Source organism: Streptomyces kurssanovii (genome assembly GCF_040677245.1).
Taxonomy (GTDB): domain Bacteria; phylum Actinomycetota; class Actinomycetes; order Streptomycetales; family Streptomycetaceae; genus Streptomyces; species Streptomyces kurssanovii.
On the sequence record NZ_JBFAQK010000026.1, the window covers coordinates 69128 to 94525 of the forward strand.

The window sequence follows — 25398 nt, forward strand, 5'->3', positions numbered from 1 at the left end:
CCTCTCAGGCGCGCCGGTAGACGGGGTCGCGCTTCTCGGCGAAGGCGAGGGCGCCTTCCTTGGCGTCGGCCGTGTCGAAGACGGGCCGGCCCCGCTCCAGTTCGGCGGCGAGTCCTTCGGCCTCCGTCATCTCCGCCGTCTCGTAGACCGCCGCCTTGACCGCCTCGACGGCGAGCGGGCCGCAGGCGTTGATCCGTTCCGCGATGCCGAGCGCCGCGTCGAGGGCGGTGCCGTCGGGGACGACGCGGCCGACGAGGCCGATGCGTTCGGCCTCGTCGGCGGTGTAGGGGCGGCCGGTGAGCAGCATCTCGAGGGCGTGGGTGTGCGGTATCTGGCGCGGCAGCCGGACGGTCGAGCCGCCGATCGGGAAGAGGCCGCGCCGGACCTCGAAGAGCCCGAAGGTGGCGCCCTGTCCCGCGACCCTGATGTCGGTGCCCTGGAGGATCTCGGTGCCGCCGGCGACGCAGTACCCCTCGACGGCGGCGACGACCGGCTTCCTCGGCCGGTGGTGGCGGAGCATCGCCTTCCAGTGCAGGTCGGGGTCGGCCTTCATCCGGTCGCGGTAGTGCTCCCCCGCCATGCCGCCGCCCGCCGCGAGGGCTTTGAGGTCCATGCCGGCGCAGAAGGAGCCGCCGGCTCCGGTGATCACCACGGAGCGGACGGTGTCGTCCGCGTCCGCCGCGAGCCATGCGTCGTACAGGCCGACGAGCATCGCGAGCGAGAGGGCGTTCTTCGCCTCCGGCCGGTTCAGGGTGAGTATCAGCGTGGCGCCCTCGTGTTCCACGGTGAGGTGTTCGGTGCCCGTGCGGCCGCTGTGCCGTGCCATGTGCAACCTCCCGTCGCGGATCGGTGACGGGGTGTCCGTTCCCGGACACGTCGTCGGACCGGTCACCGGACCGGTCACCGGACCCGTCACCGGACCCGTCACCGGATCTGGAACAGGTTGCAGTAGGCGGGGCGCCAGTTCAAGGGTTTTCTGACAGTCAGTCAGATTTCCTGCCGGTGACCCTTCCCAGTTGTGCGGACCGGCGCTCTAATGACGGCCGAGCCGCAGTGCACCGGGTTCACGTCGCGATGTCCCGCCGAGGTCAGGAGGAGCGGTGGAGTACAACCTTGCCGACCTGTTCGAATCGGTGGTCGACGCCGTGCCCGATCGCGAGGCACTCGTGTACGTCGACCACCCAGGCACCGGCGAGGAGCGCCGGCTCACCTACGCGGAACTCGACGCGGCGGCCAACCGCGTCGCCCACCATCTGCTCGACGCGGGCATCGCACCGGGTGAGCATCTGGGCCTGCATCTCTACAACGGGGTCGAGTACCTCCAGACGGTACTGGGCTGCCTGAAGGCCCGGATCGTGCCGGTGAACGTCAACTACCGGTACGTCGCGGACGAGTTGGTCCACCTCTACCGGGACGCCGACCTCGCGGCGCTCGTCTTCGACGCGGAGTTCACCGAACGGGTGGCGGCAGCGCTGCCGCGCACCGAGAAACTGCGGCACCTGGTGCGCGTCGGCACACCACCGGAAGAAGCGCCGCCCCTCGACGCCGTGGCGTTCGCCGACGCCGAAGCCACAGCCTCTCCGCTGCGTGGGTTCGCCCGGCGATCGGCCGACGACCTGTTCATCATCTACACCGGCGGGACGACAGGCATGCCCAAGGGGGTGATGTGGCGTCAGGAAGACCTGTTCTTCGCCGGACTGGGCGGCGGGGCCCCGACCGGTGAGCCCGTGTCCCGGCCCGAGGAACTGGCCGAGCGGGTCGCCGCAGGCGGAGACGGGATCACCTTCTTCCCCACTCCCCCGCTGATGCACGGCACGTCGACGCTCACCGCCTTCATCGGCTTCAACTTCGGCCAGCGGATCGTCATCCACCGCAAGTTCGTGCCGCACGAGGTGCTGCGCACGATCGAGCGGGAGCGGGTCACCAGCGTGTCCCTCGTCGGCGACGCGATGCTGCGCCCGCTGATCGACGCGCTGAACGGGCCGCTGAAGGGGTGCGACCTGTCGTCGGTGTTCAGCGTCTCCAGCTCCGGGGCGATCATGTCGGACACCGTGCGCGAGCAGTTCACCGCGCTGGTCCCGAACGTCCTGCTGCTGAACAACTTCGGCTCCTCCGAATCCGGCTTCAACGGCACCGCGACGGACGACTCGGGTCCCGCGACCGGGTTCCGGCTGCGCGTCAACGCCCGTACGGCGGTGGTCGATCCGGCCACCTACGAGCCGGTGCCGCCCGGCGGGACGGGCCGGGTCGCCCAGCGCGGACACGTACCGCTCGGCTACTACAAGGATCCGGTCAAGTCCAAGGAGACCTTCTTCCGGCGCGGCGGCGAACGCTGGGTGCTCCTCGGCGACATGGCCACCGTGGACGAGGACGGCATCGTCACGGTCCTGGGCCGCGGCTCGCAGTGCATCAACACGGGCGGGGAGAAGGTGTACCCCGAGGAGGTCGAGCAGGCTCTCAAGTCCCATCCGGACGTGTACGACGCCCTGGTCGCCGGCGTGCCCGACCACCGGTGGGGCAACCAGGTGACGGCCGTGGTCCAGCTCCGTGCGGGTGCGCCGGCACCGACGCTGGCCGACATCCAGTCCCACTGCCGTACCCGGCTGGCCGGCTACAAGATCCCGAGGCGCCTGGTGATAGCGCCGGAGATCCAGCGCTCGCCGAGCGGCAAGGCGGACTACCGCTGGGCCCGTGCGGTCGCCACCGACGCGGCGGACACGGACGGGGCGGAGCCCGCGGGGACCGGGGCCTGACCGCCCGTCGCACCTGGCCATCTCGGCGGTCGATCCGGCCCGTGGAACGAGCCGTTTCGCCGCCGATACGATGCGCGAATGATCAACTCATATGCGGACCTTGACGACGCAGGGGTCGCGACGGCAGCGGCCCAGGCCGGCGCGGAGGTCGTCCGCCGCATGTACGGCCGGCGTCTCGCCCGCATCGACAAGGGTGCCGGGGACTTCGCCACCGCCGCCGACGTGGAGGCCGAGAAGGCCATCCTCGGCGTCATCCGTGCCGCCCGGCCGGAGGACGCCGTCCTCGGCGAAGAGGGCGGACAGCAGGGGGCCGTGGAGGCCACGCGCCAGTGGCTGGTGGATCCCCTGTGCGGCACGCTGAACTACGCCGTCGGCAACATGGCGGTCGCCGTCAACGTGGCGCTGCGCAACGGGGCGGCGGCGGTGGCCGACCCGTTCACCGGAGAGGTCTTCTCCACCGACGGTGCGACCGCCCGGGTGCGGTACGACGGTGCCGATGCCCCTCTGGCGCCCACGCCCGCCACCCGACTCGTCGATGTCAATCTGGACCCGCCGTTCCCCAGCGCGCCCGGCTTCCGCGCCGTCGACCTGCTGGCCGATCCCAGGTTCGGCGCATCGTTCCGGCCACGGGTGGTCTCCACGACCCTGGCGTTGGCCTGGGTCACCGCCGGCAAGCGCGCCGCATACGTCACCGACGGCGGCGACCTGTCCCGGAGCGTGCACTTCGCCGCCGGCATCGCGCTTTGCCGGGCCGCCGGCTGTGTGGTCACCGGGATCGACGGCGCCCCGATCGGACCGGCGGGACGCGGGCTCGTCGTGGCTGCCGACGGTGACACCCACGAGCTGCTGATGTCGATGATCCGCGGCTGAGCCGCGTGCCCTGTCCCGGTTCTTCGCCCGTCACCCGATCATGTCCTGACCGGCCGGGTCACGTCGTTCTGCGTCAGGCTCGGTGACGTTCTGGGTCCGGCTCGGTGACGTTTTGCGTCCGGCTCGGTGACGGAGGCTCCGGCCTCGGGACCGGCAGGATTCACGCCGTCCCCGAGGCGCGTGCGGCTCCTCGCGAGGTGGAGCGGGTCGGGGTCAGCCTTCAGCGCCCGGCAGGATGCGCTCGCCGTTGAAGACGCCGAGCCGCTCCTGGTACAGCTCCAGCGGTACGCCGTTGGGGTCGCGGAAGTAGAGGCTGTCCTCGACGCCGCGGTCGGGGCCCAGGTAGTCGATGCCCGCCGCGTCCAGCGCCTTACGGGCGGCGGAGAACTGCCGCGCGTCGACCGAGAGCGCCAGATGCTGCACCCCGCCGACCGTCTCGGTGGCCGGCGGATGGTCGTGGCCGGGGAAGTCGAAGAAGCCCAGCAGGTTGTTGTTGCCGATGTCGAAGAAGAAGTGGGTGGAGCCGCGGTAGTCGCGGTTCTCCACGATCTCCACGAGCGGGAACCCGAGGAACTCCTGGTAGAAGCGGACGGTCTCCTCCACGTCACGGCAGATGAAGGCCACATGGTGCACGCCGTTCGCCGTGGTCGCGGGCCGGTCGCCCGCTTCGCGCAGGTAGCGCCGTCGCACCTCTTCGCGACGGGCGCGCACGGCCTCCAGTTCGGCTCCCTCTGGCTGAGGCATCGCGGACTCCTTCATCTGGGTTTGATTGCGGGATTCAACTTCCCGTTACCGCAATCTTCCCCGCAACCCCCGTGAAGCGCTCGCGCTGACGTGGGCAGCGGCCACGATCGTCCGGATGCACCAGTGCGACGTACCGCGGTCGGCGGCCGATCGGATACCGAACTCCTTCAGCGCGGTCACGAAGTCGTCCGGGCGGCTCTCGTGCACCGGGATCCCGGGCGGCTCCTCGCCCCGCGCCGCAGGCGGTCGGGCGGAGCGGCGCGGCGTCGCGCCGCTTGCCCGGCTGCGAGGCCCTTCGGTCGAGCCTTGACGGGCGGCGTCAGGGCCTGAATTACTGATCCCGAACACGACGACCGAATGGTCGGTAGCCCGATCTGGGACGGGAGTGCGCGGATGACGGACCTGCTGGACGCGGCGGAGCGGCTCGGTCGCGAGGAGCTCGAGGCCCTGCAACTGGAGCGACTGCGCTCCACCCTGCGCCACGCCTACGAGAACGTCGCCTTCTACCGCCAGGCCTTCGACAAGGCGGGGATCCGCCCGGAGGACTGCCGTACGCTCGCCGACCTCGCCCGCTTCCCGTTCACGACAAAGATCGATCTTCGCGACCACTACCCCTTCGGGATGTTCGCGGTCGACGAGTCGCAGGTGCGCCGGATCCACGCCTCCAGCGGTACGACGGGCCGGCCCACCGTCGTCGGCTACACCCAACGGGACCTGGACACCTGGGCCGACGTGGTGGCGCGCTCGCTGCGCGCCGCCGGCGCCCGCCCGGGCCACAAGGTCCATGTGGCCTACGGGTACGGCCTGTTCACCGGCGGGCTCGGCGCGCACTACGGCGCGGAGCGGCTCGGCTGCACGGTCATCCCCGCCTCCGGCGGCATGACGGCCCGCCAGGTCCAGCTGATCAACGACTTCCGGCCCGAGATCATCATGGTCACCCCGTCGTACATGCTGACCCTCCTCGACGAGTTCGAGCGCCAGGGCGTCGATCCGCGGTCGACGTCGCTGAAGGTGGGGGTCTTCGGCGCGGAGCCGTGGACCGAGGAGATGCGCCGGGAGATCGAGGAGCGGTTCGCGATTGACGCGGTCGACATATACGGGCTGTCGGAGGTCATGGGTCCCGGAGTGGCGCAGGAGTGTGTGGAGACCAAGGACGGCCTGCACATCTGGGAGGACCACTTCTTCCCGGAGGTCGTCGACCCGTTCACCGGCGAGGTGCTGCCGGACGGGGAGGAGGGCGAGTTGGTGTTCACCTCCCTCACCAAGGAGGCGATGCCGGTGATCCGTTACCGCACGCGGGACCTGACACGTCTGCTGCCGGGCACGGCACGTGTCTTCCGGCGCATGGAGAAGGTCACCGGGCGCAGCGACGACATGGTGATCCTGCGCGGGGTGAACCTCTTCCCCACCCAGATCGAGGAGATCGTCCTGCGGACGCCGCATGTCGCCCCGCACTTCCAGCTCCGGCTCACCCGGGAGGGCCGCCTCGACGCGCTGACCGTGCTCGCGGAGGCACGGCCGGGGACGACCTCCGACCAGCGGGCGGCGGCCGCGCAGTGCGTGGCGGCCGCGGTCAAGGACGGCATCGGGGTGTCCGTCTCCGTACAGGTGGTGGACCCGGAGACGCTCGAGCGTTCGGTGGGCAAGATCAAGCGGATCGTGGACCTCAGGAACGTGTGAGTGTCCGGCCGGCGTTCGGGGTCGGCGACGCGGGTGGGACAGCTCCTTCCTCGGCGGAGCTCTGCGGTAATCCGCTTGCCTGGGCGCCGGGGTGAGATGGCAGGCTGGCGCGGTGATACATGAGCTGTCCCCTGGCAACCTGACCTGGGACGAGGTGAATCCCGCCCGGCGTCCGTTCGACAGTGCGGCGGCAGCGCGGGTGGTGCGCTCACTCGGCCCGGCCCGGCACGTACCGAGCCGTCCGGATGTCCCCTTCGGCGACCCGGCGATGCATGCGTGGAGCTGGGGTGAGGCCAAGCTCTGGGCCGACGCCGTGTCGTACGCCCTGATGAACCGCTACGGCCGCTGGGCGGTGGGCTGGCGCTGGGCGCACGACGAAGGAGACTTCGACGGCGGACCTGTCGGAAGTTGGTGCTGTCCCCGGGACTCGATCACCACCCCGGAGGAGACGCTGGAGCGTGTCGTCACGGCGCTGTGCGAGTGGCGGGCATGGCTGGAGAGCCTCGCCGAGCGGTTCGAGGCGTACCCGCTGGACCCGGCAGACATCGAGGCCCAGCGGATCTTGTGGGAGAGCGCCGCCCGCAACCTGATCCTGCAGATTGTGGACCGCACCGGCTGCGGCAGCGGCTGGTACGGGCATTGCCAACAGGTGCTCACCTGGTTCCTCAGCCGCTGGGGAGTCGCCCCCGAGGTCGCCCGGGACCTGGTCCACCAGGCGGTCGGCGGGCGGTTCCACAGCTGGACCGATCCTGACACCGTGCTGGTCGATGACGTCGCAGAGCGGCTTGCACAGACGCTGCGCACGGACGGCGGGCAAGGGTCCGTCGAGCCGGCGCGGGACCATCTGCAGCAGTGGCTCGCCGTACGCGGGACCGTGTCCTGGCAGGAATCCCACGGCGAAGGCGGGGACGGGCCGGTGACACCGTCGCGCGACGGGGCGGCCGAGGACATCCGCGCCTTCGACGGCGCGTTGGACGCCGCTCGCGCCGAGGGCCTGCTTGCCGCGCTCGAACGGCTTCGGGCGGACGCGGCGCGCGGTGCCGTACTCGATTTCGAACTGATCCGGAGCTGGCAGCAGCATGTGCTCGGCACTGAGCGGCCACTCGCGTTCCGGGCCCTCCCGGCCTTCGCCAAGGGCGGCAGGGAACGTTACGGCACGGCCCCGGACACCCGTGCCCGCCTCGACGCCTGCCTGGCCGAGAGCGCCAAGGACGACGGCACGTCGCTCCCCCTGACCGCTCGCGCCGCACGCGCCTACCTCGACGTCTGCTTCTTCCACCCCTTCGACGACGGCAACGCCCGGTCCGCCTTCCTGTCCCTCGTCTTCGTCCTCGCCCGCGAAGGCGTCGCGCTCGACGAGGTCGGTCTGCTCCGCCGCATCGCCTTCCAGGCCGACTCCCAGGACGCGCTGTGCCTCGCGCGGTTCGTCGATGTCCACCTCGCGGAGACTCGGCGCAATGCCGCCGCCGTGCGCGGGGGCGGCCCGTGAGCGTTCCATCGGCAGCCCGGCTCGGGTGCTCAGCCGTCGGCCGAAGGCGTCACGCGGTGGCGCGAGTTCAGCCGTCGCGGCCCGGCAGCGCACCGGCGACCGTGCCCGGCGACCGCACCGCGGCGAACGCGGACATCGGGCGACCGTTGAACGCCGGTTCGGAGGCGGGAACCGGTGGGACAGACGCAGGCCCCGGCTGCTGATCCCCCATCCTGCCCTCGGTCTACGTCTGCTCGGTGGGCTGCCCGGCGGGCTCGCCCGCGCCGGCGCTGACCAGCCCGGTCTCGTAGGCGACGATGACGGCCTGGACACGGTCACGGAGTCCGAGCTTGGCGAGGATGCGGGCGACGTGGGTCTTGACGGTCGCCTCGGCCAGGTGGAGGCGGGTGGCGAGTTCGGCGTTGCTCAGTCCTCGGGCCAACAGGCCGAGGACCTCCAGCTCGCGCGGCGTCAGCGAGGCGAGGTCGCGGTGGAGGGCGGCGGTGTCGCTGCCGCGCTGCGTGAACCGCTGCACGAGGCGGCGGGTGATGGCGGGCGCGAGGAGAGCGTCGCCGGTACGGACCGTGCGGACGGCCGCGGTCAGATGTTCCGGGGTGACGTCCTTGAGGAGGAAGCCGCTGGCCCCGGCGGACAGCGCCGCGTAGACGTACCGGTCGAGGTCGAAGGTGGTCAGGATGATGACGCGGGGTTCGTCGGTGGCGCCGGTGAGGATGCGGCGGGTGGCCTCCAGGCCGTCCATCTCGGGCATCCGGACGTCCATCAGGACCACGTCGGGACGTGTGCGGCGGGCCGCTTCGACCGCTTCGGCTCCGTTGGCCGCCTCGGCGACGACGTCGATGCCGTCGGCGCCGAGGATCAGGCGGAATCCGGTGCGGACCAGGGTCTGGTCGTCGGCGAGGAGCACACGCAGCGGCTCGGTCACGGTGTCTCCAAGGGGATCAGGGCCTCCACACGGTAGCCGCCGGTCAGGCGTCGGCCGGTGTTCAGTGTTCCGTCGTAGACGGCGAGGCGTTCGCGCAGGCCGATCAGGCCCCGGCCGCTTCCGGCAGCCGCGCCCGGGTGTCCGCCGGTGTCGGTGACTTCCACCCGGAGCAGTTCCGGGCCGTATTCGACGGTCACGGCGGCGGTGGCGCCGGACGCGTGTTTCACGGTGTTGGTCAGGGCTTCCTGGACCACGCGGTAGGCGGCGAGTTCGAGGCCGGGCGGGAGGGGACGGGGCGGCCCGGTCATGAGCAGCTCGACGGGCAGTCCGGTGTCGCGGACCCGTCCGACCAGCGTTTCCAGCTGGTCCAGGCCGGGTTGTGGGGCCGGCACCGCCGTCGCGTCGGCCATGTCGGCGACAGCGTCCGTCCCCTCGCCCTCGTCGGCCATGGTGAGGAGTCCCATGACGTGGCGCAGCTCGGTCATGGCCGCCCGCCCGCCGGCCTCGACGGCGAGCAGCGCCTCGCCGGCCTGTTCGGGGGAGGTTTGCATGATCTTGCGGGCGGCGCCCGCCTGAATGATCATCACGCTGACGTTGTGTGTGACGACGTCGTGCAGTTCGCGGGCGATCCTGGCCCGTTCGTGCTCGACGGCCCGGCGCAGTGCCTCGGCCTGTTCGCGTTCCAGCGCGGTGAGCCGGGTGCGGCCCTCGTCGGTTCGTAGTTTCCAGGTCCGCAGGCCGACGGCGGCCACGGCCATCGGGGCCAGGATCAGCAGGGCGATGTACTCGTTGGGAACGATCGGTGTCACCGAGTTCCCCGTGGTGCCGACCACGACGACCGACACCGGCAGCGCCGCCAGGGTCGCCGTCCTGTACGGGCTGTACACGGCGGCGCTGTAGACGGCGATGACGAACGCGTAGAAGGTCAGCCGCATGACACTCTGCGGTGTCGCCAGTGTCGCGGCCGTCACGACGCACAGCACGGCGAGCGGGTAGCGGCGGCGCAGCGCCAGGGCGCTCGAGGCGATGGTCGCGAGGGTCACCATCAAGGCCAGGCCGCCGGGGCCGGACGGGCGCGGCACGACGTACTCCACGCCGGGTGCGATCTCACGCACCACGACGTTGTTCACGTTGTCGATCCCGTAGTAGACGGTGGCGATGCCGAGCGCCAGTGCCACCAGCGCGTCGAACCGCCATGCGCGCCGGGTGGGCCGCAGCGGCGGACCGCTCGGAAGCCCGGCGTCGCGGACCGAACGGCAGGCGGCTTCCCGCAGCATCTCCAGCGTCGTGCGTACGTCCGTCACCGGTTCATTGTCGCCGCCGTGCGGGCCGTGGGACTCCGTCCCGGTGGTCATTCCCACCGCGCCGGATACATCTGTCGCCTACATCGCAGGGATGACGTTTCCGGGGCTCGTCCCAGCGCGGTACCGCAATGGGTTCGGGCGGGCGACGCGTGCGGGCCGGGCCTGCTCCTAGCGTTCAGGCAGCCGACCGCCCGTACCCGAAGGAGCTCCTCATGACCATGCCGGTGATCGACCTGAGCGAGGTGAGCCGCCGGTACGACGACGGCCCGCCCGCGCTGCACGAGGTGTCGCTGACCGTGCAGCCCGGCGAGGCCGTCGCGATCCTCGGCCCTTCCGGCAGCGGCAAGTCCACGCTGCTCAATCTGGTCGCGGGCCTGGACCGGCCCGATACGGGGACCGTCACCGTGGACGGGGTGCGGGTGGACCGGCTGGGCGAAGCCGGGTCGGCGCTCTACCGGCGGTCGAAGATCGGCATGGTCTTCCAGTTCTTCAACCTGCTCGACGATCTGACCGTCACCGACAACGTCGTCCTGCCCGCGCGCCTCGCGGGTACGGCACGAGGCGAGGCGGACCGCCGGGCGGCGGAACTCCTGGAACTGCTGGGCATCGACCGGCACGCCCGCGCCTACCCGGGGCGGCTGTCCGGCGGCGAGCGGCAACGCGTCGCGGTGGCCCGGGCGTTGATGAACCGGCCGGCGCTGCTCCTGGCCGACGAGCCGACCGGGGCCCTGGACACGGCCGCCGGAGAGGACGTCAGCAGGCTGCTCACCGGCCTCAACGCCGAGGGCCAGACCATCGTCGTGGTCACCCACGACCTGGCTCTGGCCCGGTCCTGCACGAACCGTACGGTCCGGATCGCCGACGGCCGGATCACTGAAGACGTCCGGTCGCAAGACGTCCGGTCGCAAGACGTGCGGTCGGAGACCGTCGCCTCGCAGGCCGTCGCCTCGGAGGCCGTCCGATGAGCGCGCTCGGCAAGGTGGTGCGCTCGGGGGTAGCGCGACGCCGCGTGCAGACGCTGGTGATCGGGCTCGCGACGATGATGGCGGTGGCCGCCTCCGTCCTCGGCGGATCGCTGCTCGTGGTGTCCGGCGCGCCCTTCGACGACGCCTTCGCCAGGCAGCACGGCGCGCATCTGTCCGTGCAGTTCGACGCGGGCAAGGTGAGGGCCGGGCAGCTGTCGAAGTCCAAGGATGCCGAAGGGGTGAGCAGTGCGGCCGGGCCGTTCCGTACGGCGACGATCACCCCGCGGTCGGACGGGGCGGGCTCCGGGTGGCCGCTGACCGTGGTCGGCCGGGGCGACCCCGGCCGGGATGTGGACGAGGTGGCACTGCTCGACGGGCGGTGGCCCGCGCACTCCGGCGAGATCGTGCTCTCCGCCGACTCCTCGCTCCTGACGACCATCGGCATGAAGATCGCCTTCCCCGATCTGTCCGGCGGTCCGACGCTGACGGTGGTGGGTGTGGCCCGCTCGGTCACGCACACCGCTGACGCCTGGGTGGTTCCGTCGCAGATGCCGGCGCTCACCGCGCCCGGCAGCGGCGGCTACCAGATGCTCTACCGCTTCAGCGAAGCGGGCACCGCCGCGCAGGTCACGGCGGGCGGCAAGGCCGTGACAGGATCCCTGCCGCCGGGAACGGCGGTCGGCGAACAGTCGTGGCTCACCGTCAAGAAGACCGCCGAGCGCGACACCGCCGTGTACGTGCCGTATCTCCTGGCGTTCGGCGCCCTGGGCCTGATCATGTCGGTGCTCGTCGTCGGCAATGTCGTCGCGTCGGCCGTCGGCTCGGGAACGCGCCGCATCGGCGTCCTCAAGGCCGTCGGCTTCACCCCGGCCCAGGTCGTGCGGGCCTACGTGAACCAGGCGCTGATCCCCGCCGCCGCCGGCACGGTCCTCGGTGTCCTCGCGGGCCACCTGCTCGCCGTCCCCGTGCTGGCCGAGACCGAGGAGGTCTACGGCACCTCGTCCCTGGGCATCGCCCCCTGGGTCGACCTGGCGGTGATCGCCGGGGTGCTCGGTCTGGTGGCGGCGACCGCGTGGGCGAGTGCCTGGCGGGCGGGCCGGTTGCGTACGGCCGACGCGCTCACCGTCGGTCGCACCGCTTCGGCGGGGCGCGGCCGTTGGGCGGCCCGCCTGGCCGGACGGCTGCCGTTGCCGCAGCCGGTCGCCCTGGGCCTGGCCCGGCCCTTCGCCCGGCCCGCACGCGCGCTGGCCATGGGCACGGCGATCCTGTTCGGCACCGTCGCCGTCACGTTCACCGTGGGGATGGGCGCCTCGCTCGGCCAGGTGATGAAGGCCAAGGCACACGACGTCGCCGATGTCGTGGTAACCGCGCCCTTGCCGGACTTCGGACCCGGCGGCCCTGGCCCCGAGAAGCAGCCCGAGGCCGATCCCGTTGCGGTCGCCGCGGCCATCGAGGCCGCCGCCGGAACCGGGAGGTACTACAGCGCCGCGACGGTACGTGCGACCGTGCCCGGCCTGACCGGCACCATCGACGTGATCGCCTTCACCGGTGACGCTTCCTGGGGCGGCTACTCGATGGTCTCGGGCCGCTGGATCGACAGGCCCGGCGAGGCCGTGGTCCCGTCCCCCTTCCTGGCCGCCACGGGCACCCGTATCGGCGACACCGTCACCGTGAACGGCCTGGCCGAGCCGGTCAGGGTCCGGATCGTCGGCGAGGTCCTCGACCCCCGGAACGACGGCAGGCAGGTCTTCACCGACGCCTCGACCCTCACCGCCGCACGCCCCGACCTGACGGAGACGAGCCATCACATCGCGGTCACGTCAGGCACCGACGTGACCGGCTACGCCGACACGCTGAACAAGGACTTGGCGCCACTTGGGGTCACCGCTCGGGCCGGCGGGCTCGACGCCGGCGGCGACATGGTCGTCACGCTCAACGCGCTGTCCGCGATCCTCACGCTGATGCTCGTCGCCGTCGCCGCGCTCGGCGTGCTGAACGGCGTGCTGCTCGACACCCGCGAGCGCGTCAGGGAGATCGGTGTCCACAAGGCGCTCGGCATGACCCCTCGGCAGACGGTCGTGATGGTCCTCACCTCGGTCGTCGTGACCGGACTGGTCGCGGGTGCTCTGGGCGTGCCGCTCGGCGTGGCCCTGCACGGCTGGGTCATTCCCGCGATGGGCGACAGCGTCGGGCTCCGCCTCCCCGGTTCCGTCATCGCCGTCTACCACGGGGCCGAACTCCTCCCGCTCGCTCTCGGCGGGCTGCTCATCGCCACCCTGGGTGCGCTCCTGCCGGCGGGCTGGGCCGCCTCGGCCCGAACCGCCACGGCCCTGCGCACCGAATAGGAGGCCAGGGTCAGAGTTGCGCCCCCCACCGCGAGGGGCGGTGGGGGCTGGTCGCCTCCAAATGAAGACATGGTCATTCAGCGGAAGGGGCCCCCGCTCGCGAAGGCGTGGGCGGCGAAGTGTTTGCCCATCCGGCGGTACGCGGCGGCGGTGGGGTGCAGGCCGTCGGCCAGGTCGCCCACCTCGTCCGGGCCGATCAGCTCGCGGCCGTCGAGGTAGTGGAGGTGGGGATCGCGTGTGCGGCGGGCCGTCACGATCCGTTCCAGCTCGGCACGGACCACCGCCAGCGACAATGCCCCACGAGCTACTTCTGCCGGGTCACCCACGGCTGTGATCTTCCCGTCCGGGCCCATCGCGGTCGGGCCGGGAGTCTCCTCGAGTGCCGGACAGCTCACCGGGGACATCAGCAGGAGCGGGGTGTCCGGGTGCCCGTCCCGGATCGTGTCCAAGAAGCCGTGTACCGCCGGGCCGAACGTCCGCAGCCGAAAGGCGGCCAGGCTCACGATATTGATGCCCACCTTGAGACTGACCAGGTCGGCCGGCATATCGCGGATCGTCCGGGCGACATAGGGGTCCAGCAGCGCGTTGCCCGCCTGGCTGAGGTTGATCACCTCCACTTCCCCGAGTGCCGCCGCCACCACCGGCCAGGTGTCGGTCGGACCGTCGGCCTCGAGGCAGTGGCTGATGGAACTGCCGTGGTGCACCCAGCGGCGCCGACCGTCCGGCAGCGGCGGCAGCACGTCGCCGTCGGCGCGCAGGGCCACCAGTTCCGTGGGTGTCTGCTGCGGCAGCCACAGCTCGACCTTCTTCATGCCGGTCGGTAACCCGGTGAACCGGACGGTCCCTGGCTCGCCCGGAATCAGCCGCTGCACGGCCCCGGGGCCCGCCATCCGCACCACGTTGCCGACCGGCGCCTGGTGACGCCCGGCCAGGGCGCCGTTCACCAGGAGGTCCAGCATGCCCGTCGGGCGGGGTCGAGGGTCGGTGTCGAGCTGCCCGGTGGAGGTGAGCACGTCGAATTCCAGCTCACGCGCATCGGTGCGGAACACCAGCCGCACGCCCGAAGGCATCACGGTCGCGCCGTGGACCGACGGGTCCTGGTACTGCTCCTTGGTCCATGCGGGCAGCCGGCGCGGCATCACCCCCGTCGGAGTGATCTCCAGATCCAGCGCACCCCGTAACTCCACCGGCCCGCCCACCAACGGAACCGCCCGCATCGCCACTGTCACCGCTCCCGCCCCAGGCCGATCCACGGTCGTGATTCTTGTACGCGCCTGGGAGTCCCACTGACCCTGGCGCGCCCGCACTCCGTGCCACTCACTTCACCGGCACGAACCTGGTGATCATCGACCTTCGATGACAGTCAATCATCCCGCCCTGGCCCAGGAGAGCGATTCGATGTGTCCGAGCAGGCTGCTGGGTCGCGTCCGTTTCCACGGGCGCCGCCCGAGGGAACGCCGCCGCGTTCGGCGCGTGTGGTCATCATTGCGAAAGCCTGTTGAGATGCTGCCGCATGTGGGTGAGGGTCTGGGACATGGAGTACTTCTGCTACCACCGCGACCGGCCCGGATCCCTCACGTTGCGCAACGAGCTGGTGGAAGAGCACTGGTCCTACATGGACCGGTACGCGAAGGAACTGATCGCTCGCGGCCCGACCTTCGCCAGTGACGGCGAAACGCCCACCGGGAGCGTGCACATCATCGACTTGCCGGATCCGGCCGCCGCCCGCGCGTTCGCCTTCGACGAGCCCAACTACCAGGCCGGCACGTACCGGGATGTGCTGCTGCGTCGGTGGCACAACCTGCTGGGGCGCACCATGTGGGATTTCGCCGGCGGCCCGAGCGGTGGCAACCGGTACCTCGTGCTCGGCCTGGGCTCCGGGCCGGCCGTCGACGTCGACGTGCCGCCCGACCGGGATGAACTGATCGCGTACGGGCCGCTTCTCTCCGACGACGGCGCCACCTGGCTGGGTACGGCGGTGCTGCTCAGGGCCCCCGATGCGGAAGCGGCACGCGCCGTGCTGACCACGGACCGGTATGCCGACATCGAGGTCCACGACTGGGAGTTCGGCGGGAGGCGCTGATGAACCGAGGACGCGCCACGCCGACGGCACCGGGCGGGGCGCGCGGTCACAGCGAGCGGGACGGACCGCGTGGACGCACACTGGAAGCATGGGCGTCTTCGAAGGCGACGTGACGGTGGTCGCGGGCGATGCCGAGTACGCGGCGAGAGCGGTGCTCCGTTCATGGACGGGGCAGCCTGAGGACGCCGCGCCGGACGCCGTGCCCGGCACGAGCGAGGACGTCGCCGCGGCGCTGCCGGCCGACTGGAACGGAACGCTCGAGGTCGCGGACGACGAGGTCGTGGAGGGCATCATGGACGCGGACGCGCCGCGGCTGCGGCTGCCCGACGGCCGCGTCGGCGACTTCACCGTGGCCCACCGATACATCGGTACCGCGCACTTGATGATCGAAGGCAGCGGGCAGCCGCCGTTCTGAAACCGGCCGCTGTCGGACCCTGCGGACCCGGCCTCAGGTCCGCGGTGCCGATGGAGCGAACCGGTCCCGGAGCTCGCGCTTGAGGATCTTGCCACTGGCGTTGCGGGGCAGCGCGTCCACGAAGAGGACCCGCTTGGGCGCCTTGAAATGCGCGAGCTCGTCCCGTGCGTGGGCGATCAGTTCCGCCTCCGTCACATCGTCGCGTGCCACGACGACGGCGGTGACCGCCTCGATCCACCGCTCGTCGGGCAGGCCGATCACGGCCGCCTCCGCGACGGCCGGGTGGGTGTAGAGGGCGTCCTCGACCTGCCGGGAAGCCACCAGCACGCCACCGGAGTTGATGACGTCCTTGACCCGGTCGACGACCGTGAAGTAGCCCTCGCCGTCGCGCACGGCGAGGTCACCGGAGTGGAACCAGCCGCCGCGGAACGCCTCTTGTGTCTCCTCCGGCTTGTCTCAGTAGCCCTCGCACAGCTGCGGTGAGCGGTAGACCACCTCGCCCGCGGTGCCGTCGGTCACCTCCTTGCCGTCCTCGTCGACGACCTTCGCCTCCACGAAGAGGACGGGCCGGCCGCACGACTCCATCCGCCCCTCGTGCTCGTCGGGGCCGAGGACGGTGGCGAGCGGCCCGATCTCCGACTGGCCGAAGCAGTTGTAGAAACCGAGACCGGGGAGACGTTCGCGCAGCCGCTCCAGCACGGGCACGGGCATGATCGACGCACCGTAGTAGGCCTTGCGCAGCCCCCCGAGGTCACGGGTGGCGAACTCGGGGTGGTTGGTGAGGCCGATCCATACGGTGGGCGGCGCGAACAGGCTGTCGGCGCGGCCCGCTTCGACGAGGTCGAAGATCCGCCCGGCGTCGGGCGCGTCGAGGATGGTGTTCTCCGCGCCGACCGCGAGGTACGGCAGCAGAAAGACATGCATCTGGGCGGAGTGGTACAGCGGCAGTGAGTGGACGGGCCGGTCACCGGGCGCGAGATCGAGGGCGGTGACGGCGCTGACGTACTCGTGGACGAGGGCGCGGTGGGTCATCATCGCGCCCTTGGGCAGGGCGGTGGTGCCCGAGGTGTAGAGAAGCTGGACCAGGTCCTCGTCGCGCGGTTCGTGCGCGGGGGTGAACGGCCGCGGCTCGGACAGGGCGGCGAGCAGCGAGTCGTCGGTGTCGCGCAGCGCCCGTACGGACGTCCCGGCGGGCAGGCGTGGCGCGAGCGCCGGGTCGGCGAGGACGAGCGTGCTGCCCGACTGGCCGAGGATGTAGGCGAGATCGTCGCCCGTCAGGCTCTGGTTGACCGGGACGTGGACGAGTCCGGCCCGTGCGCAGGCCAGGAAGGCGATCAGGTAGGCGTCGGAGTTGTGGCCGTACGACGCGACCCGGTCGCCGTGGCGCAGCCCGTGACCGGTGAGGACGGCCGCCGCGGTACTGACGGCCTCGTCGAGCCGGGCGTAGGTCCATGACCGGTCGGCGTACCGGACGGCGGTGCGGTCCGGGGTGCGCCGGGCACTGCGGCGGACGAGGGAGTCGACGGTGCTGCTGTGTGCGCCTGTCATGGCGTGATCCTCGGCGGCGGCCGACGCGGGGTCAAGTACCGCGGCACCAGGCGGATACCGAACGGGATGTTGACAGCGGGGGCGTTGGCTGACTGCATGTACCAACCAGTAAGGTCCGCAGCCCCGTTGGGAGGCACGTTGCTCTTCCGTACGCGCTTTGCAAGGCTCGCTCTCACCGGTGTCGCACTGGTGACGGTCGCGACCGCCGTGACACCGCAGGCGGCCGCGCACGATCCCGGCCGGCATCCTTCGGGCGGCGTTCTGTCCGCCGTGATCCGGTACACCGAGCACGGCATTCCGCACATCGTGGCGCGCGACTACGCCGGTCTGGGCTTCGGCACCGGCTGGGCGCAGGCCGCCGACCAGGTGTGCGTCCTGGCCGACGGTTTCCTCACCGTACGCGGCGAGCGCTCGCGCCATTTCGGCGCGGACGCCGCGCCCGACGGTTCCCTCTCCTCCGCGACGAAGAACCTCTCCAGCGACCTGTACTTCCGCGGGATACGCGAGGCCCGCACCGTCGAGAAGCTGCTCGCCGTCCCCGCGCCGGCCGGTCCCGGCCGGGAGGTGAAGGAGCTGATGCGCGGGTGGGCCGCCGGCTACAACGCCTGGCTGAAGCAGAACCGCGTCACCGACCCCGCCTGCCGGGGCGCCGACTGGGTGCGACCCGTGACCGCCCTCGACGTGGCCCGCCGCGGCTTCGCCGTCTCCGTCCTCGGCGGCCAGGGCCGCGGTATCGACGGCATCACCGCCGCGCAGCCGCCCGGCGCCGCGCACGTGCCGGCACCGGACGCCCGGGCGACAGCGCGGGCGGCCCGCGAACTGTTCGCCGCCGAGAGCGCCGACATGGGGTCGAACGCCGTCGCGTTCAGCGGTGACGTGACGGCGAACGGGCGCGGACTGCTGCTGGGCAATCCCCACTACCCCTGGCACGGCGGCCGCCGCTTCTGGCAGTCGCAGCAGACGATCCCGGGCGAGCTGAACGTCTCCGGAGCCTCACTCCTCGGCACGACGCTGGTCAACATCGGCTTCAACGACAAGGTGGCCTGGAGCCACACCGTCGCGACCGGTGTCACGCTGAACCTGCACCAGCTCACGCTCGACCCGGCGGATCCGACCGTGTATCTCGTCGACGGCAAGCGCGAGCGGATGACCGAACGGTCCGTCACCGTCCCGCTGAAGGACGGCACTTCCGTCACCCGCACGCAGTACTGGACCCGCTACGGACCGGTCGTGACCTCCCTCGGCGCGTCGCTGCCGCTGCCCTGGTCCGCTTCGACGGCGTACGCGCTCAACGACCCCAACGCGGCCAACATGCGCGCCTCCGACACGGCGCTGGCCTTCGGCAAGGCACGGTCGACGGACGACATGCTGGCGGGCCTGCGGCGCACCCAGGGGCTGCCGTGGGTGAACACGATCGCGGCGGACTCCGCCGGCCGCACGCTCTTCACCCAGTCGCAGGTCCTGCCGCGGATCACCGACGAACTGACGCAGCGCTGCTCGACGCCGCTGGGCCGGGTGACGTACCCGGCCTCCGGCGTCGCCGTGCTGGACGGTTCGCGCGGCGACTGCGGGCTCGGCCGGGACCAGGACGCCGTCCAGCCGGGCGTCTTCGGGCCGTCCCGGATGCCCACGCTGAAGGACGCGGCGTACGCGGAGAACTCCAACGACAGCGCGTGGCTCAGCAACGCCGACCGGCCCCTGACGGGGTACGAGCGGGTCTTCGGCACGGTCGGGACGCCGCGGTCGCTGCGTACCCGGGGTGCGATCGAGGACGTCGCCGCGATGGCGGACAAGGGCGGGCTGACCGTCGCCGACCTCCAGCGGCAGCAGTTCGCCGACCGGGTACCGGCCGCGGACCTCGCCGTCGCCGACACCGTGCGCGCGTGCGAGGAGCTGTCCGCGGACCTGGCGGAGGCGTGCGGTGTGCTGGAGCGTTGGGACCGGTCCATGGACACCGGCAGCCGGGGTGCGTTGCTCTTCGACCGGTTCTGGCGGGCCCTGACGTCGTCGGTGCCGTCCGGGCAACTGTGGCAGGTGCCGTTCTCCGCGGCCGACCCCGTCGCCACGCCCCGCTCCCTCGACACCGGATCACCCGCCTTCGCCAAGGCGCTCACCGCCGCGGTGAACGAGCTGCGTGCGGCCGGCATCGCGTTGGACGCGCCGCTCGGGCAGCACCAGTCCGTCCTGCGGGACGGCAGGCGGCATCCGGTCCACGGTGGGACGGAGTCGCTCGGCGTGTGGAACAAGATCGAGGCGGTGTGGAACGCCGCAGGCGGCGGCTACACCGAGGTCGCCCACGGGTCGAGCCACATCCAGGCCGTCGGCTGGGACGGCGGCCGCTGCCCGGTGGCCCGAACGCTCCTGACGTACTCGCAGTCGTCCAACCCGGCCTCGCCGCACTACCGGGACCAGACGGCACTGTTCTCCGGCGAGCGGTGGGTGACGTCGCGGTTCTGCGAACGGGACATCATGCGCTCGCCGGAGCTGAAGGTGGTGCGGGTGCGCGAACGCCGGTGACCCGGCCGGAGGCGGGTCCGGGTGCGGGTCCCGGCCCGCCCCGGGCCCGCACCGGCCCGGGTCGGGTCCGCCGCCGCCGGTGTCGGTGCCGCATGCCACCATCTGCCCATGACTGACAGCACGTCGCGCGACCATCACGACAACCACGACGACGCCGTCCACACGGTGACCGAGCTGCTGGAGGCAGACTTCGGTGACTGGGAGCTGGCCACGGTCAGGGAGCTGGTGGCCTCCCGGCCGGGGTGGGAGCAGGGCAAGGTGTACGACGGGCAGGTGGTGGTCACTCCCGGCCGGCCCGGCATCCGCCTGGTGCTCGAGGCGGGCAAGCTCGGTTTCGAGTCCACGCGTTACACCTACGGCCGGATACATCTGCTCGACCACGGCTACCGGCCGTCGCCAGGTGGTGCGGCCGCCGCCCGAACCGCCGATCTTGCGGAGGCACTTGCCTCGGTCGGCGACCCGGTGCGGTACGAGGACTGCGGTGGCGCCCCCGGGCTGCGCTGGCGCGGGGAGCGCCACACCGTGATCTTCCAGAGCAACCGGCGGGCCGGCCGGCTGGCGGTGCACCCGGTCTCGCCGCTCCATGGCGCCGCGGCGGACATCGCCGAGGAGCTGCACGACGGAGGAAAGCCCGGCGAGCGGGAGCGGGTTCTGTCCTACGGGCCCGGCGACACGCTCGCGCAGCGCAGGTCGGCGTTCGGGGAGTTCTACGACGCCGTCGTCGGCCGCATCGGCCTCCCGACGCTGCACGGTGGATCGGCCGAGGGCCCCGGCGTCCGCTGGCGGAACGAGCGGCGGGTGCTGATGCTCACCGGGGACCGAGCGGGTGTGTTGCTGGAGGTGCACGACACCGAGGAGTGGGAAGAGGAGGAGCACCGCACGTTCAAGTGGGGCGGGCCGTGGAGCGCGGACGAGCCGTCGGACTTCCGTCACCTGCCCTACCTGTGGCAACTGGACCGCGGCGGCCCGGGTTGGGCGCCCGACGTGTACCCGGGTGGCCGGCTGGCGCCGAGCCTGGACCATCTCCATGATGCCCTCACGGCGTTGCTCGGTTCGCTCGTGGAACACCTGCCACCGCAGGTCGGTCTGGACTGGACGGGCTTCGTGATCAGCCAGAACGGCCGTGACAGCGTGCGGCTCGGGTTCGATCCCAAGGAGGGACTGCGGGCCTACCGTTCGGACCGGGCCGAGGAGGACTCCGCCGAGAAGGCCGCGGCGATGCGGGAGATCGGCTGGCAGCGCCGCGAACGCCGGCAGTGGAGTGCCGGATTCCCCGAGGTCACCGAGGAGTCCGCCGGACGGGCCGCCCACCTGGTGGTCGCCCAGTTGCGCGCGGACGGCGTGCGGAACCCGGGTGAGGAGTGCGCTCTGCGCGATGTGAGCTGCAACGACATGGGCACGCTCAGTCTTTACGGGGCGGGGGTCGGCCGTTGAACCCGGCCGGGCACCGCGATGATCCGGTGCCCGGCCGTTGACGTCGAACGACCGGCTGCTCATCGAAGCGCGGGCGGACGCGGACAGGACGTCGTACCAGGGCGCTTCGCCGTTTCGGCTATTCGACCTCGACCCAGTCGAGGCTGCGTTCCACGGCCTTCTTCCAGCCCGCGTAGCCCTTCTCCCGTTCCTCGTCGCTCCACTGCGGCTCCCACCGCTTCGACTCGTGCCAGTGGGAGCGGAGTTCGTCTTCGCTCTCCCAGAAGCCGGTGGCGAGCCCCGCCGCGTAGGCGGCGCCGAGTGCGGTGGTCTCCGCCACGACGGGGCGGCTGACCGGTACGCCGAGGACATCGGCCTGCATCTGCATGCACAGGTCGTTGGCCGTGACGCCGCCGTCGACCCGCAGTACGTCGAGCGCGACCCCGGAGTCCTGCGCCATCGCCTCGGCGACGTCGCGGCTCTGGTAGCAGATGGCTTCCAGGGTCGCCCTGGCCAGGTGCGCGTTGGTGTGGAAGCGGGCGAGGCCGACGATGGCGCCGCGGGCATCGGAGCGCCAGTACGGAGCGAACAGGCCGGAGAAGGCAGGTACGAAGTAGATCCCGCCGCTGTCCTGCGCCTGCCGGGCCAGGGCCTCCACCTCGGACGAGGAGCCGATGATGTGCATCTGGTCGCGGAGCCACTGGACTGCCGAGCCGGTGACGGCGATGGACCCTTCCAGCGCGTACACCGCCGGTGCGTCCCCGAACTGGTAGGCCAGCGTGGTCAGCAGGCCGCTGCCGGACCGGACGATCTCCGTGCCCGTGTTGAGGACCAGGAAGTTCCCGGTGCCGTAGGTGTTCTTGGCTTCGCCGGGGCGGAAGCAGACCTGGCCGACGGTGGCCGCCTGCTGGTCCCCCAGGACGCCGGTGATGGGTACGGCGGTGCGCAGCGGGCGGGTGGTGCGGGTGGTCCCGAACGCCTCGGGGTGCGAGGACGGGTTGATGGCCGGGAGCATGGCTCGCGGGATGCCGAAGACGTCGAGCAGTTCGTCGTCCCAGTCGAGGGTCTCGAGGTTCATCAGCATGGTTCGGCTGGCGTTGGTGACGTCCGTGGCGTGGATGCCGCCGTTGGGACCGCCGGTGAGGTTCCACAGGACCCAGGCGTCGGTGTTGCCGAAGACGGCCCGGCCGTTCTCGGCGGCCTGCCGGACACCGTCGACGTTCTCCAGGATCCACTTGATCTTGCCGCCGGAGAAGTAGGTCGCCGGCGGCAGCCCCGTCTTGCGCCGGATGAGGTCGCCGTGTTCGCGCTCCAGCGTCGCGGCTATGGAGTCGGTGCGGGTGTCCTGCCAGACGATCGCGTTGTAGTGCGGCTGGCCGGTGGTGGGATCCCAGATGACCGTGGTCTCCCGCTGGTTGGTGATCCCGATGGCCGCCAGGTCGGCGGCGGACAGGGAGCCTTGCCGGACGGCGTTCTGCATCGTGGAGTTGGTTCGTTCCCAGATCTCCACCGGGTCGTGTTCGACCCAGCCGGAGCGCGGGAGGATCTGCTCGTGTTCGAGCTGGTGGCGTGCGACCTCGTTGCCGTCGTGGTCGAAGATCATGAAGCGGGTGCTGGTGGTGCCTTGGTCCACCGCCCCGACGAACTCGGGCATGGCTGGCCTCTCAGTCGTCCGGTTACTTGTCCGGCGTGGGCACCCGGCCGGGCTCCGGCTCGGCGACGGGCAGGAAACGGCTGATCAGCAGGCGGTAGAGGAACGCACCGATCAGGCCACCGATCAGGGGGCCGACGATCGGCACCCAGAAGTAGAGATCGCCGTACTGATCTCGCCAAGCGCCTCCGTAGCCGGTCAGGAACGCCGCCAGCCGGGGCCCGAGGTCACGGGCGGGGTTGATCGCGTAGCCGGCGTTGGTTCCCCAGGCCATGCCGATGGCGACGACGATCAGGCCGATGATGAAGGGCGCGAGATTCGCGCCCGGCGGCGTGTTGAGCAGGTCGGTGACCGCGAAGATGAGCAGCATCAGCAGGGCGGTACCGATGATCTGGTCACGGAAGGCGCCGAACTGGCTGATCGGGAGCCCGCCGTTGCCCGGCAGGGTGGAGAAGACGATCTCCGTCTTGTCGGTGTGGCCCGGGTCGGCCTTGGCCAGCACCTCGCTGTAGTTCCAGCGCACCAGCAGGGCAGCCACGAAGGCTCCCGCCGTCTGGGCCAGGGCGTACGGCAGTACCTTGCGCCACGGGAAGCCTTTGAAGGCCGCCAGTGCGAGGGTGACCGCGGGATTGATGTGGGCGCCGCTGATCCGCGCCGCCACGTAGACGCCGAGGACGACGCCGAGCCCCCAGGCCCAGGCGATGCTGTCGTGGTCGCCCAGCGCCCCGTCGGTCAGCTCACCGCCCGCGACGACCTGTGCGACGACACCGCATCCGATGAGAATGAGGATCATGGTGCCTGCGAACTCGGCTGAGAGTTCGGCGATGAGACGTGATTTGGACGTCGGTTCCGGCATGTTCTGCGCCTCCCGCCCAGATGGTCGGGCCGATTGTGGCCGCGTCCCGGCCATGCTCTCCCGCACGGGCGCAGTCGGCATTTCGGGAGCGGCTCACCGGGGAACCGGCAGCTGGGAGGAGGCGGCGGGGAGGCGGAAGGGCGGGTCAGCCTTCGACGGCGTCCTCACCGCGGTTCTCGGCGAATTCCCACCAGGCGAGGGGAAGCCAGTCCCCGTCGACGAAACCGTCGACGGCCGACCCGCGGCCGTTGATCGACACAGCGGTTCCCGGCGGGTAGGTGGTACCGGACAGTCCGGACACGGGGACGAGCAGGGTTCCGAGGCGTCGTATCACTGTTCGCGTTCTCTTTCTGCGGGGCTTCTTCGGGGCTTCTGCGGGTGTTCTGCGAGGTTTCTACGGGTTCGCGGGTTTCCCGTTACTTCGTCCACGGCTTGCGCGGCCGACGCATACATGCATACGAGACGACAGTAGCCAATTTGTCCCTCCCCGAACACCGGGCGGACCATGAGGTGGAACACGAATGCACGAATGCACAAGAGGCACGGAAGCAGCAGTGCCGAGCGGAGGTGCGTGAGCATGAAGGCCGTCGTCTACAAGGGACCGTTCGAAGTAGCGGTCGAGCAAGTGGAGAAGCCGGGGATCCAACACCCGAACGACGTGATCGTCCGCGTCACATCGACAGCCATCTGCGGTTCCGACCTGCACATGTACGAGGGCCGCACGGCCGCGGAGCCGGGCATCGTCTTCGGCCACGAGAACCTCGGGATCATCGAGGAGACCGGGGACGGCGTGTCGTCCCTCAAGCAGGGTGACCGGGTGGTCATGCCCTTCAACGTCGCCTGCGGATTCTGCAAGAACTGCACGGCCGGCTTCACGGGCTTCTGCGTGACCGTGAACCCCGGATTCGCCGGCGGTGCCTACGGCTACGTCGCGATGGGGCCGTACAGCGGAGGCCAGGCCGAGTACGTACGGGTGCCGTACGCCGACTTCAACTGCCTGAAGCTGCCGGAGGGCGACGCCAACGAGAGCGACTTCGTCCTGCTCGCCGACATCTTCCCGACCGGCTACCACGGCAACGAGCTGGCCGACGTCCGTCCGGGCGAGAGTGTGGCGGTGTACGGCGGCGGGCCCGTCGGTCTGATGGCCGCCTACTCCGCGCTGCTGCGCGGCGCCAAGAAGGTGTTCGTCGTCGACCGGGTGGCCGAGCGGCTGCAGAAGGCCGAAGAGATCGGCGCGATCCCGGTCGACTTCACCAAGGGCAGCCCGGTGGAACAGATCAAGGAGCAGACCGCGGGAGAAGGCACCGACAAGGGCATCGACGCGGTGGGCTACCAGGCCCAGGCCCAGGCCAGCGGCGAGGAGCGCGAGGAGCCGGCGACCGTCCTGAACTCGCTCGTCGAGACGGTCAGGCCGACGGGAGCAGTGGGCATCCCGGGCCTGTACGTTCCGGCCGACCCCGGCGGGCCCGACGAGCAGGCCAAGAAGGGCATGCTGCTCGTGGCGATCGGCAGGCTCTTCGAGAAGGGACTGCGCCTGGGAACCGGCCAGTGCAACGTCAAGCGCTACAACCGGCAGCTGCGCGACATGATCATCGAGGGGCGCGCTCGGCCCGGGTTCGTCGTCTCCCACGAGTTGTCGATCGACGAGGCGCCGTCGGCGTACGAGAAGTTCGACAAGCGTGTCGAGGGCTACACCAAGGTCGTTCTGCACCCGAACCGGTGACCTGATCCGGGGGCCGGCCTGCCGCGCGGGGCGTGGCTGGGCGCCGCCCCGGCAGAGGCGGCCGCTGGCCGGTGGTCTCCCCGTCGGTGGCGCCGGGGCCCCGGCGCCCCCCACCGCGTC

The 25398-nt window shown here is 71.1% G+C and carries 19 protein-coding genes and 1 pseudogene; 11 read left to right on the forward strand and 9 right to left on the reverse strand.

What is annotated here, in order from left to right; genetic code table 11:
* Window positions 1-4: 4 nt before the first annotated feature.
* A complete protein-coding gene (locus AB0K36_RS19780) occupies window positions 5-826 on the reverse strand; it encodes a crotonase/enoyl-CoA hydratase family protein (RefSeq protein ID WP_364595860.1) in 822 nt (273 codons plus the stop codon).
* Between the two features lie 274 nt (window positions 827-1100).
* On the opposite strand from AB0K36_RS19780, the gene AB0K36_RS19785 reads away from it, so the two are divergent.
* Both AB0K36_RS19785 and AB0K36_RS19790 read left to right on the forward strand, forming a co-directional pair.
* On the forward strand, window positions 1101-2753 hold the full coding sequence (locus tag AB0K36_RS19785; RefSeq protein ID WP_364595863.1) for an acyl-CoA synthetase: 1653 nt from the start codon (window positions 1101-1103) through the stop codon (window positions 2751-2753).
* 78 nt (window positions 2754-2831) lie between these two features.
* On the forward strand, window positions 2832-3623 hold the full coding sequence (locus tag AB0K36_RS19790; RefSeq protein WP_364595866.1) for an inositol monophosphatase family protein: 792 nt from the start codon (window positions 2832-2834) through the stop codon (window positions 3621-3623).
* A 213-nt stretch (window positions 3624-3836) separates the two neighbouring features.
* Here AB0K36_RS19790 and AB0K36_RS19795 read toward each other — a convergent pair whose 3' ends face one another.
* On the reverse strand, window positions 3837-4367 hold the full coding sequence (locus AB0K36_RS19795; RefSeq protein ID WP_364595869.1) for a VOC family protein: 531 nt from the start codon (window positions 4365-4367) through the stop codon (window positions 3837-3839).
* A gap of 393 nt (window positions 4368-4760) precedes the next feature.
* Between AB0K36_RS19795 and paaK the strand changes: the two genes are divergently transcribed.
* Together paaK and AB0K36_RS19805 are read left to right on the forward strand one after the other, a co-directional pair.
* Window positions 4761-6047 (forward strand): phenylacetate--CoA ligase PaaK, encoded by a 1287-nt coding sequence (paaK, locus tag AB0K36_RS19800; protein ID WP_364595872.1) that lies wholly within the window; start codon window positions 4761-4763, stop codon window positions 6045-6047.
* Between the two features lie 112 nt (window positions 6048-6159).
* Complete coding sequence (locus AB0K36_RS19805; protein ID WP_364595875.1) at window positions 6160-7536, forward strand: Fic family protein; 1377 nt, start codon at window positions 6160-6162, stop codon at window positions 7534-7536.
* 223 nt (window positions 7537-7759) lie between these two features.
* On the opposite strand, the gene AB0K36_RS19810 is transcribed toward AB0K36_RS19805, so the two are convergent.
* Window positions 7760-8458, reverse strand: coding sequence for a response regulator (locus AB0K36_RS19810; RefSeq protein WP_364595878.1), 699 nt, complete (start codon window positions 8456-8458; stop codon window positions 7760-7762).
* Complete coding sequence (locus tag AB0K36_RS19815; protein WP_364595909.1) at window positions 8455-9735, reverse strand: sensor histidine kinase; 1281 nt, start codon at window positions 9733-9735, stop codon at window positions 8455-8457. The genes AB0K36_RS19810 and AB0K36_RS19815 overlap by 4 nt, the downstream gene beginning before the upstream one ends.
* 239 nt (window positions 9736-9974) lie before the next feature.
* On the opposite strand from AB0K36_RS19815, the gene AB0K36_RS19820 reads away from it, so the two are divergent.
* Both AB0K36_RS19820 and AB0K36_RS19825 read left to right on the forward strand, forming a co-directional pair.
* Complete coding sequence (locus tag AB0K36_RS19820; protein WP_364595881.1) at window positions 9975-10727, forward strand: ABC transporter ATP-binding protein; 753 nt, start codon at window positions 9975-9977, stop codon at window positions 10725-10727.
* Window positions 10724-13072 carry an ABC transporter permease gene (locus AB0K36_RS19825; protein WP_364595884.1) on the forward strand — a complete coding sequence of 783 codons (2349 nt, stop codon included), beginning with the start codon at window positions 10724-10726 and terminating at the stop codon, window positions 13070-13072. Before AB0K36_RS19820 ends, AB0K36_RS19825 begins: the two co-directional genes overlap by 4 nt.
* A gap of 77 nt (window positions 13073-13149) precedes the next feature.
* Here the strand turns inward: AB0K36_RS19825 and AB0K36_RS19830 are convergent, their stop codons facing one another.
* On the reverse strand, window positions 13150-14289 hold the full coding sequence (locus AB0K36_RS19830; protein WP_364595912.1) for an SGNH/GDSL hydrolase family protein: 1140 nt from the start codon (window positions 14287-14289) through the stop codon (window positions 13150-13152).
* 317 nt (window positions 14290-14606) lie between these two features.
* On the opposite strand from AB0K36_RS19830, the gene AB0K36_RS19835 reads away from it, so the two are divergent.
* Window positions 14607-15155 carry a YciI family protein gene (locus AB0K36_RS19835; protein WP_364595915.1) on the forward strand — a complete coding sequence of 183 codons (549 nt, stop codon included), beginning with the start codon at window positions 14607-14609 and terminating at the stop codon, window positions 15153-15155.
* A gap of 88 nt (window positions 15156-15243) precedes the next feature.
* Window positions 15244-15570: a hypothetical protein gene (locus AB0K36_RS19840; protein ID WP_364595887.1), complete on the forward strand. Its 327-nt coding sequence runs from the start codon at window positions 15244-15246 to the stop codon at window positions 15568-15570.
* Between the two features lie 33 nt (window positions 15571-15603).
* Here AB0K36_RS19840 and AB0K36_RS19845 read toward each other — a convergent pair.
* Window positions 15604-17118 (reverse strand): annotated as a pseudogene (locus AB0K36_RS19845) (acyl-CoA synthetase).
* Window positions 17119-17214: 96 nt separating this feature from the next.
* On the opposite strand from AB0K36_RS19845, the gene AB0K36_RS19850 reads away from it, so the two are divergent.
* The gene (locus AB0K36_RS19850; protein ID WP_435877891.1) at window positions 17215-19635 is read left to right on the forward strand and encodes a penicillin acylase family protein; all 2421 of its coding nucleotides are present in this window, start codon (window positions 17215-17217) and stop codon (window positions 19633-19635) included.
* A gap of 108 nt (window positions 19636-19743) precedes the next feature.
* Window positions 19744-21069 carry a hypothetical protein gene (locus AB0K36_RS19855; RefSeq protein ID WP_364595893.1) on the forward strand — a complete coding sequence of 442 codons (1326 nt, stop codon included), beginning with the start codon at window positions 19744-19746 and terminating at the stop codon, window positions 21067-21069.
* 118 nt (window positions 21070-21187) lie between these two features.
* Here AB0K36_RS19855 and glpK read toward each other — a convergent pair whose 3' ends face one another.
* From glpK to AB0K36_RS19870, 3 genes are all read right to left on the reverse strand, one after another.
* A complete protein-coding gene (glpK, locus tag AB0K36_RS19860) occupies window positions 21188-22702 on the reverse strand; it encodes a glycerol kinase GlpK (RefSeq protein ID WP_364595896.1) in 1515 nt (504 codons plus the stop codon).
* Between the two features lie 22 nt (window positions 22703-22724).
* Complete coding sequence (locus AB0K36_RS19865; protein ID WP_364595899.1) at window positions 22725-23555, reverse strand: MIP/aquaporin family protein; 831 nt, start codon at window positions 23553-23555, stop codon at window positions 22725-22727.
* Window positions 23556-23700: 145 nt separating this feature from the next.
* Window positions 23701-23889 carry a hypothetical protein gene (locus tag AB0K36_RS19870; protein WP_159694699.1) on the reverse strand — a complete coding sequence of 63 codons (189 nt, stop codon included), beginning with the start codon at window positions 23887-23889 and terminating at the stop codon, window positions 23701-23703.
* Between the two features lie 243 nt (window positions 23890-24132).
* Here AB0K36_RS19870 and AB0K36_RS19875 point away from each other — a divergent pair, with 243 nt between their 5' ends.
* Window positions 24133-25278 (forward strand): glutathione-independent formaldehyde dehydrogenase, encoded by a 1146-nt coding sequence (locus AB0K36_RS19875; RefSeq protein ID WP_364595918.1) that lies wholly within the window; start codon window positions 24133-24135, stop codon window positions 25276-25278.
* Window positions 25279-25398 lie beyond the last annotated feature (120 nt).

What these genes read in the sequence shown, in the direction of transcription:
- AB0K36_RS19780 (WP_364595860.1), bottom strand. Translation starts at nt 826, where the DNA reads ATGGCACGGCACAGCGGCCGCACGGGCACCGAACACCTCACCGTGGAA.
- AB0K36_RS19790 (WP_364595866.1), top strand. Translation starts at nt 2,832, where the DNA reads ATGATCAACTCATATGCGGACCTTGACGACGCAGGGGTCGCGACGGCA.
- AB0K36_RS19795 (WP_364595869.1), bottom strand. Translation starts at nt 4,367, where the DNA reads ATGCCTCAGCCAGAGGGAGCCGAACTGGAGGCCGTGCGCGCCCGTCGC.
- paaK (WP_364595872.1), top strand. Translation starts at nt 4,761, where the DNA reads ATGACGGACCTGCTGGACGCGGCGGAGCGGCTCGGTCGCGAGGAGCTC.
- AB0K36_RS19815 (WP_364595909.1), bottom strand. Translation starts at nt 9,735, where the DNA reads ATGCTGCGGGAAGCCGCCTGCCGTTCGGTCCGCGACGCCGGGCTTCCG.
- AB0K36_RS19820 (WP_364595881.1), top strand. Translation starts at nt 9,975, where the DNA reads ATGACCATGCCGGTGATCGACCTGAGCGAGGTGAGCCGCCGGTACGAC.
- AB0K36_RS19825 (WP_364595884.1), top strand. Translation starts at nt 10,724, where the DNA reads ATGAGCGCGCTCGGCAAGGTGGTGCGCTCGGGGGTAGCGCGACGCCGC.
- AB0K36_RS19830 (WP_364595912.1), bottom strand. Translation starts at nt 14,289, where the DNA reads ATGCGGGCGGTTCCGTTGGTGGGCGGGCCGGTGGAGTTACGGGGTGCG.
- AB0K36_RS19835 (WP_364595915.1), top strand. Translation starts at nt 14,607, where the DNA reads ATGGAGTACTTCTGCTACCACCGCGACCGGCCCGGATCCCTCACGTTG.
- AB0K36_RS19840 (WP_364595887.1), top strand. Translation starts at nt 15,244, where the DNA reads ATGGGCGTCTTCGAAGGCGACGTGACGGTGGTCGCGGGCGATGCCGAG.
- AB0K36_RS19850 (WP_435877891.1), top strand. Translation starts at nt 17,215, where the DNA reads ATGTACCAACCAGTAAGGTCCGCAGCCCCGTTGGGAGGCACGTTGCTC.
- AB0K36_RS19855 (WP_364595893.1), top strand. Translation starts at nt 19,744, where the DNA reads ATGACTGACAGCACGTCGCGCGACCATCACGACAACCACGACGACGCC.
- glpK (WP_364595896.1), bottom strand. Translation starts at nt 22,702, where the DNA reads ATGCCCGAGTTCGTCGGGGCGGTGGACCAAGGCACCACCAGCACCCGC.
- AB0K36_RS19865 (WP_364595899.1), bottom strand. Translation starts at nt 23,555, where the DNA reads ATGCCGGAACCGACGTCCAAATCACGTCTCATCGCCGAACTCTCAGCC.
- AB0K36_RS19875 (WP_364595918.1), top strand. Translation starts at nt 24,133, where the DNA reads ATGAAGGCCGTCGTCTACAAGGGACCGTTCGAAGTAGCGGTCGAGCAA.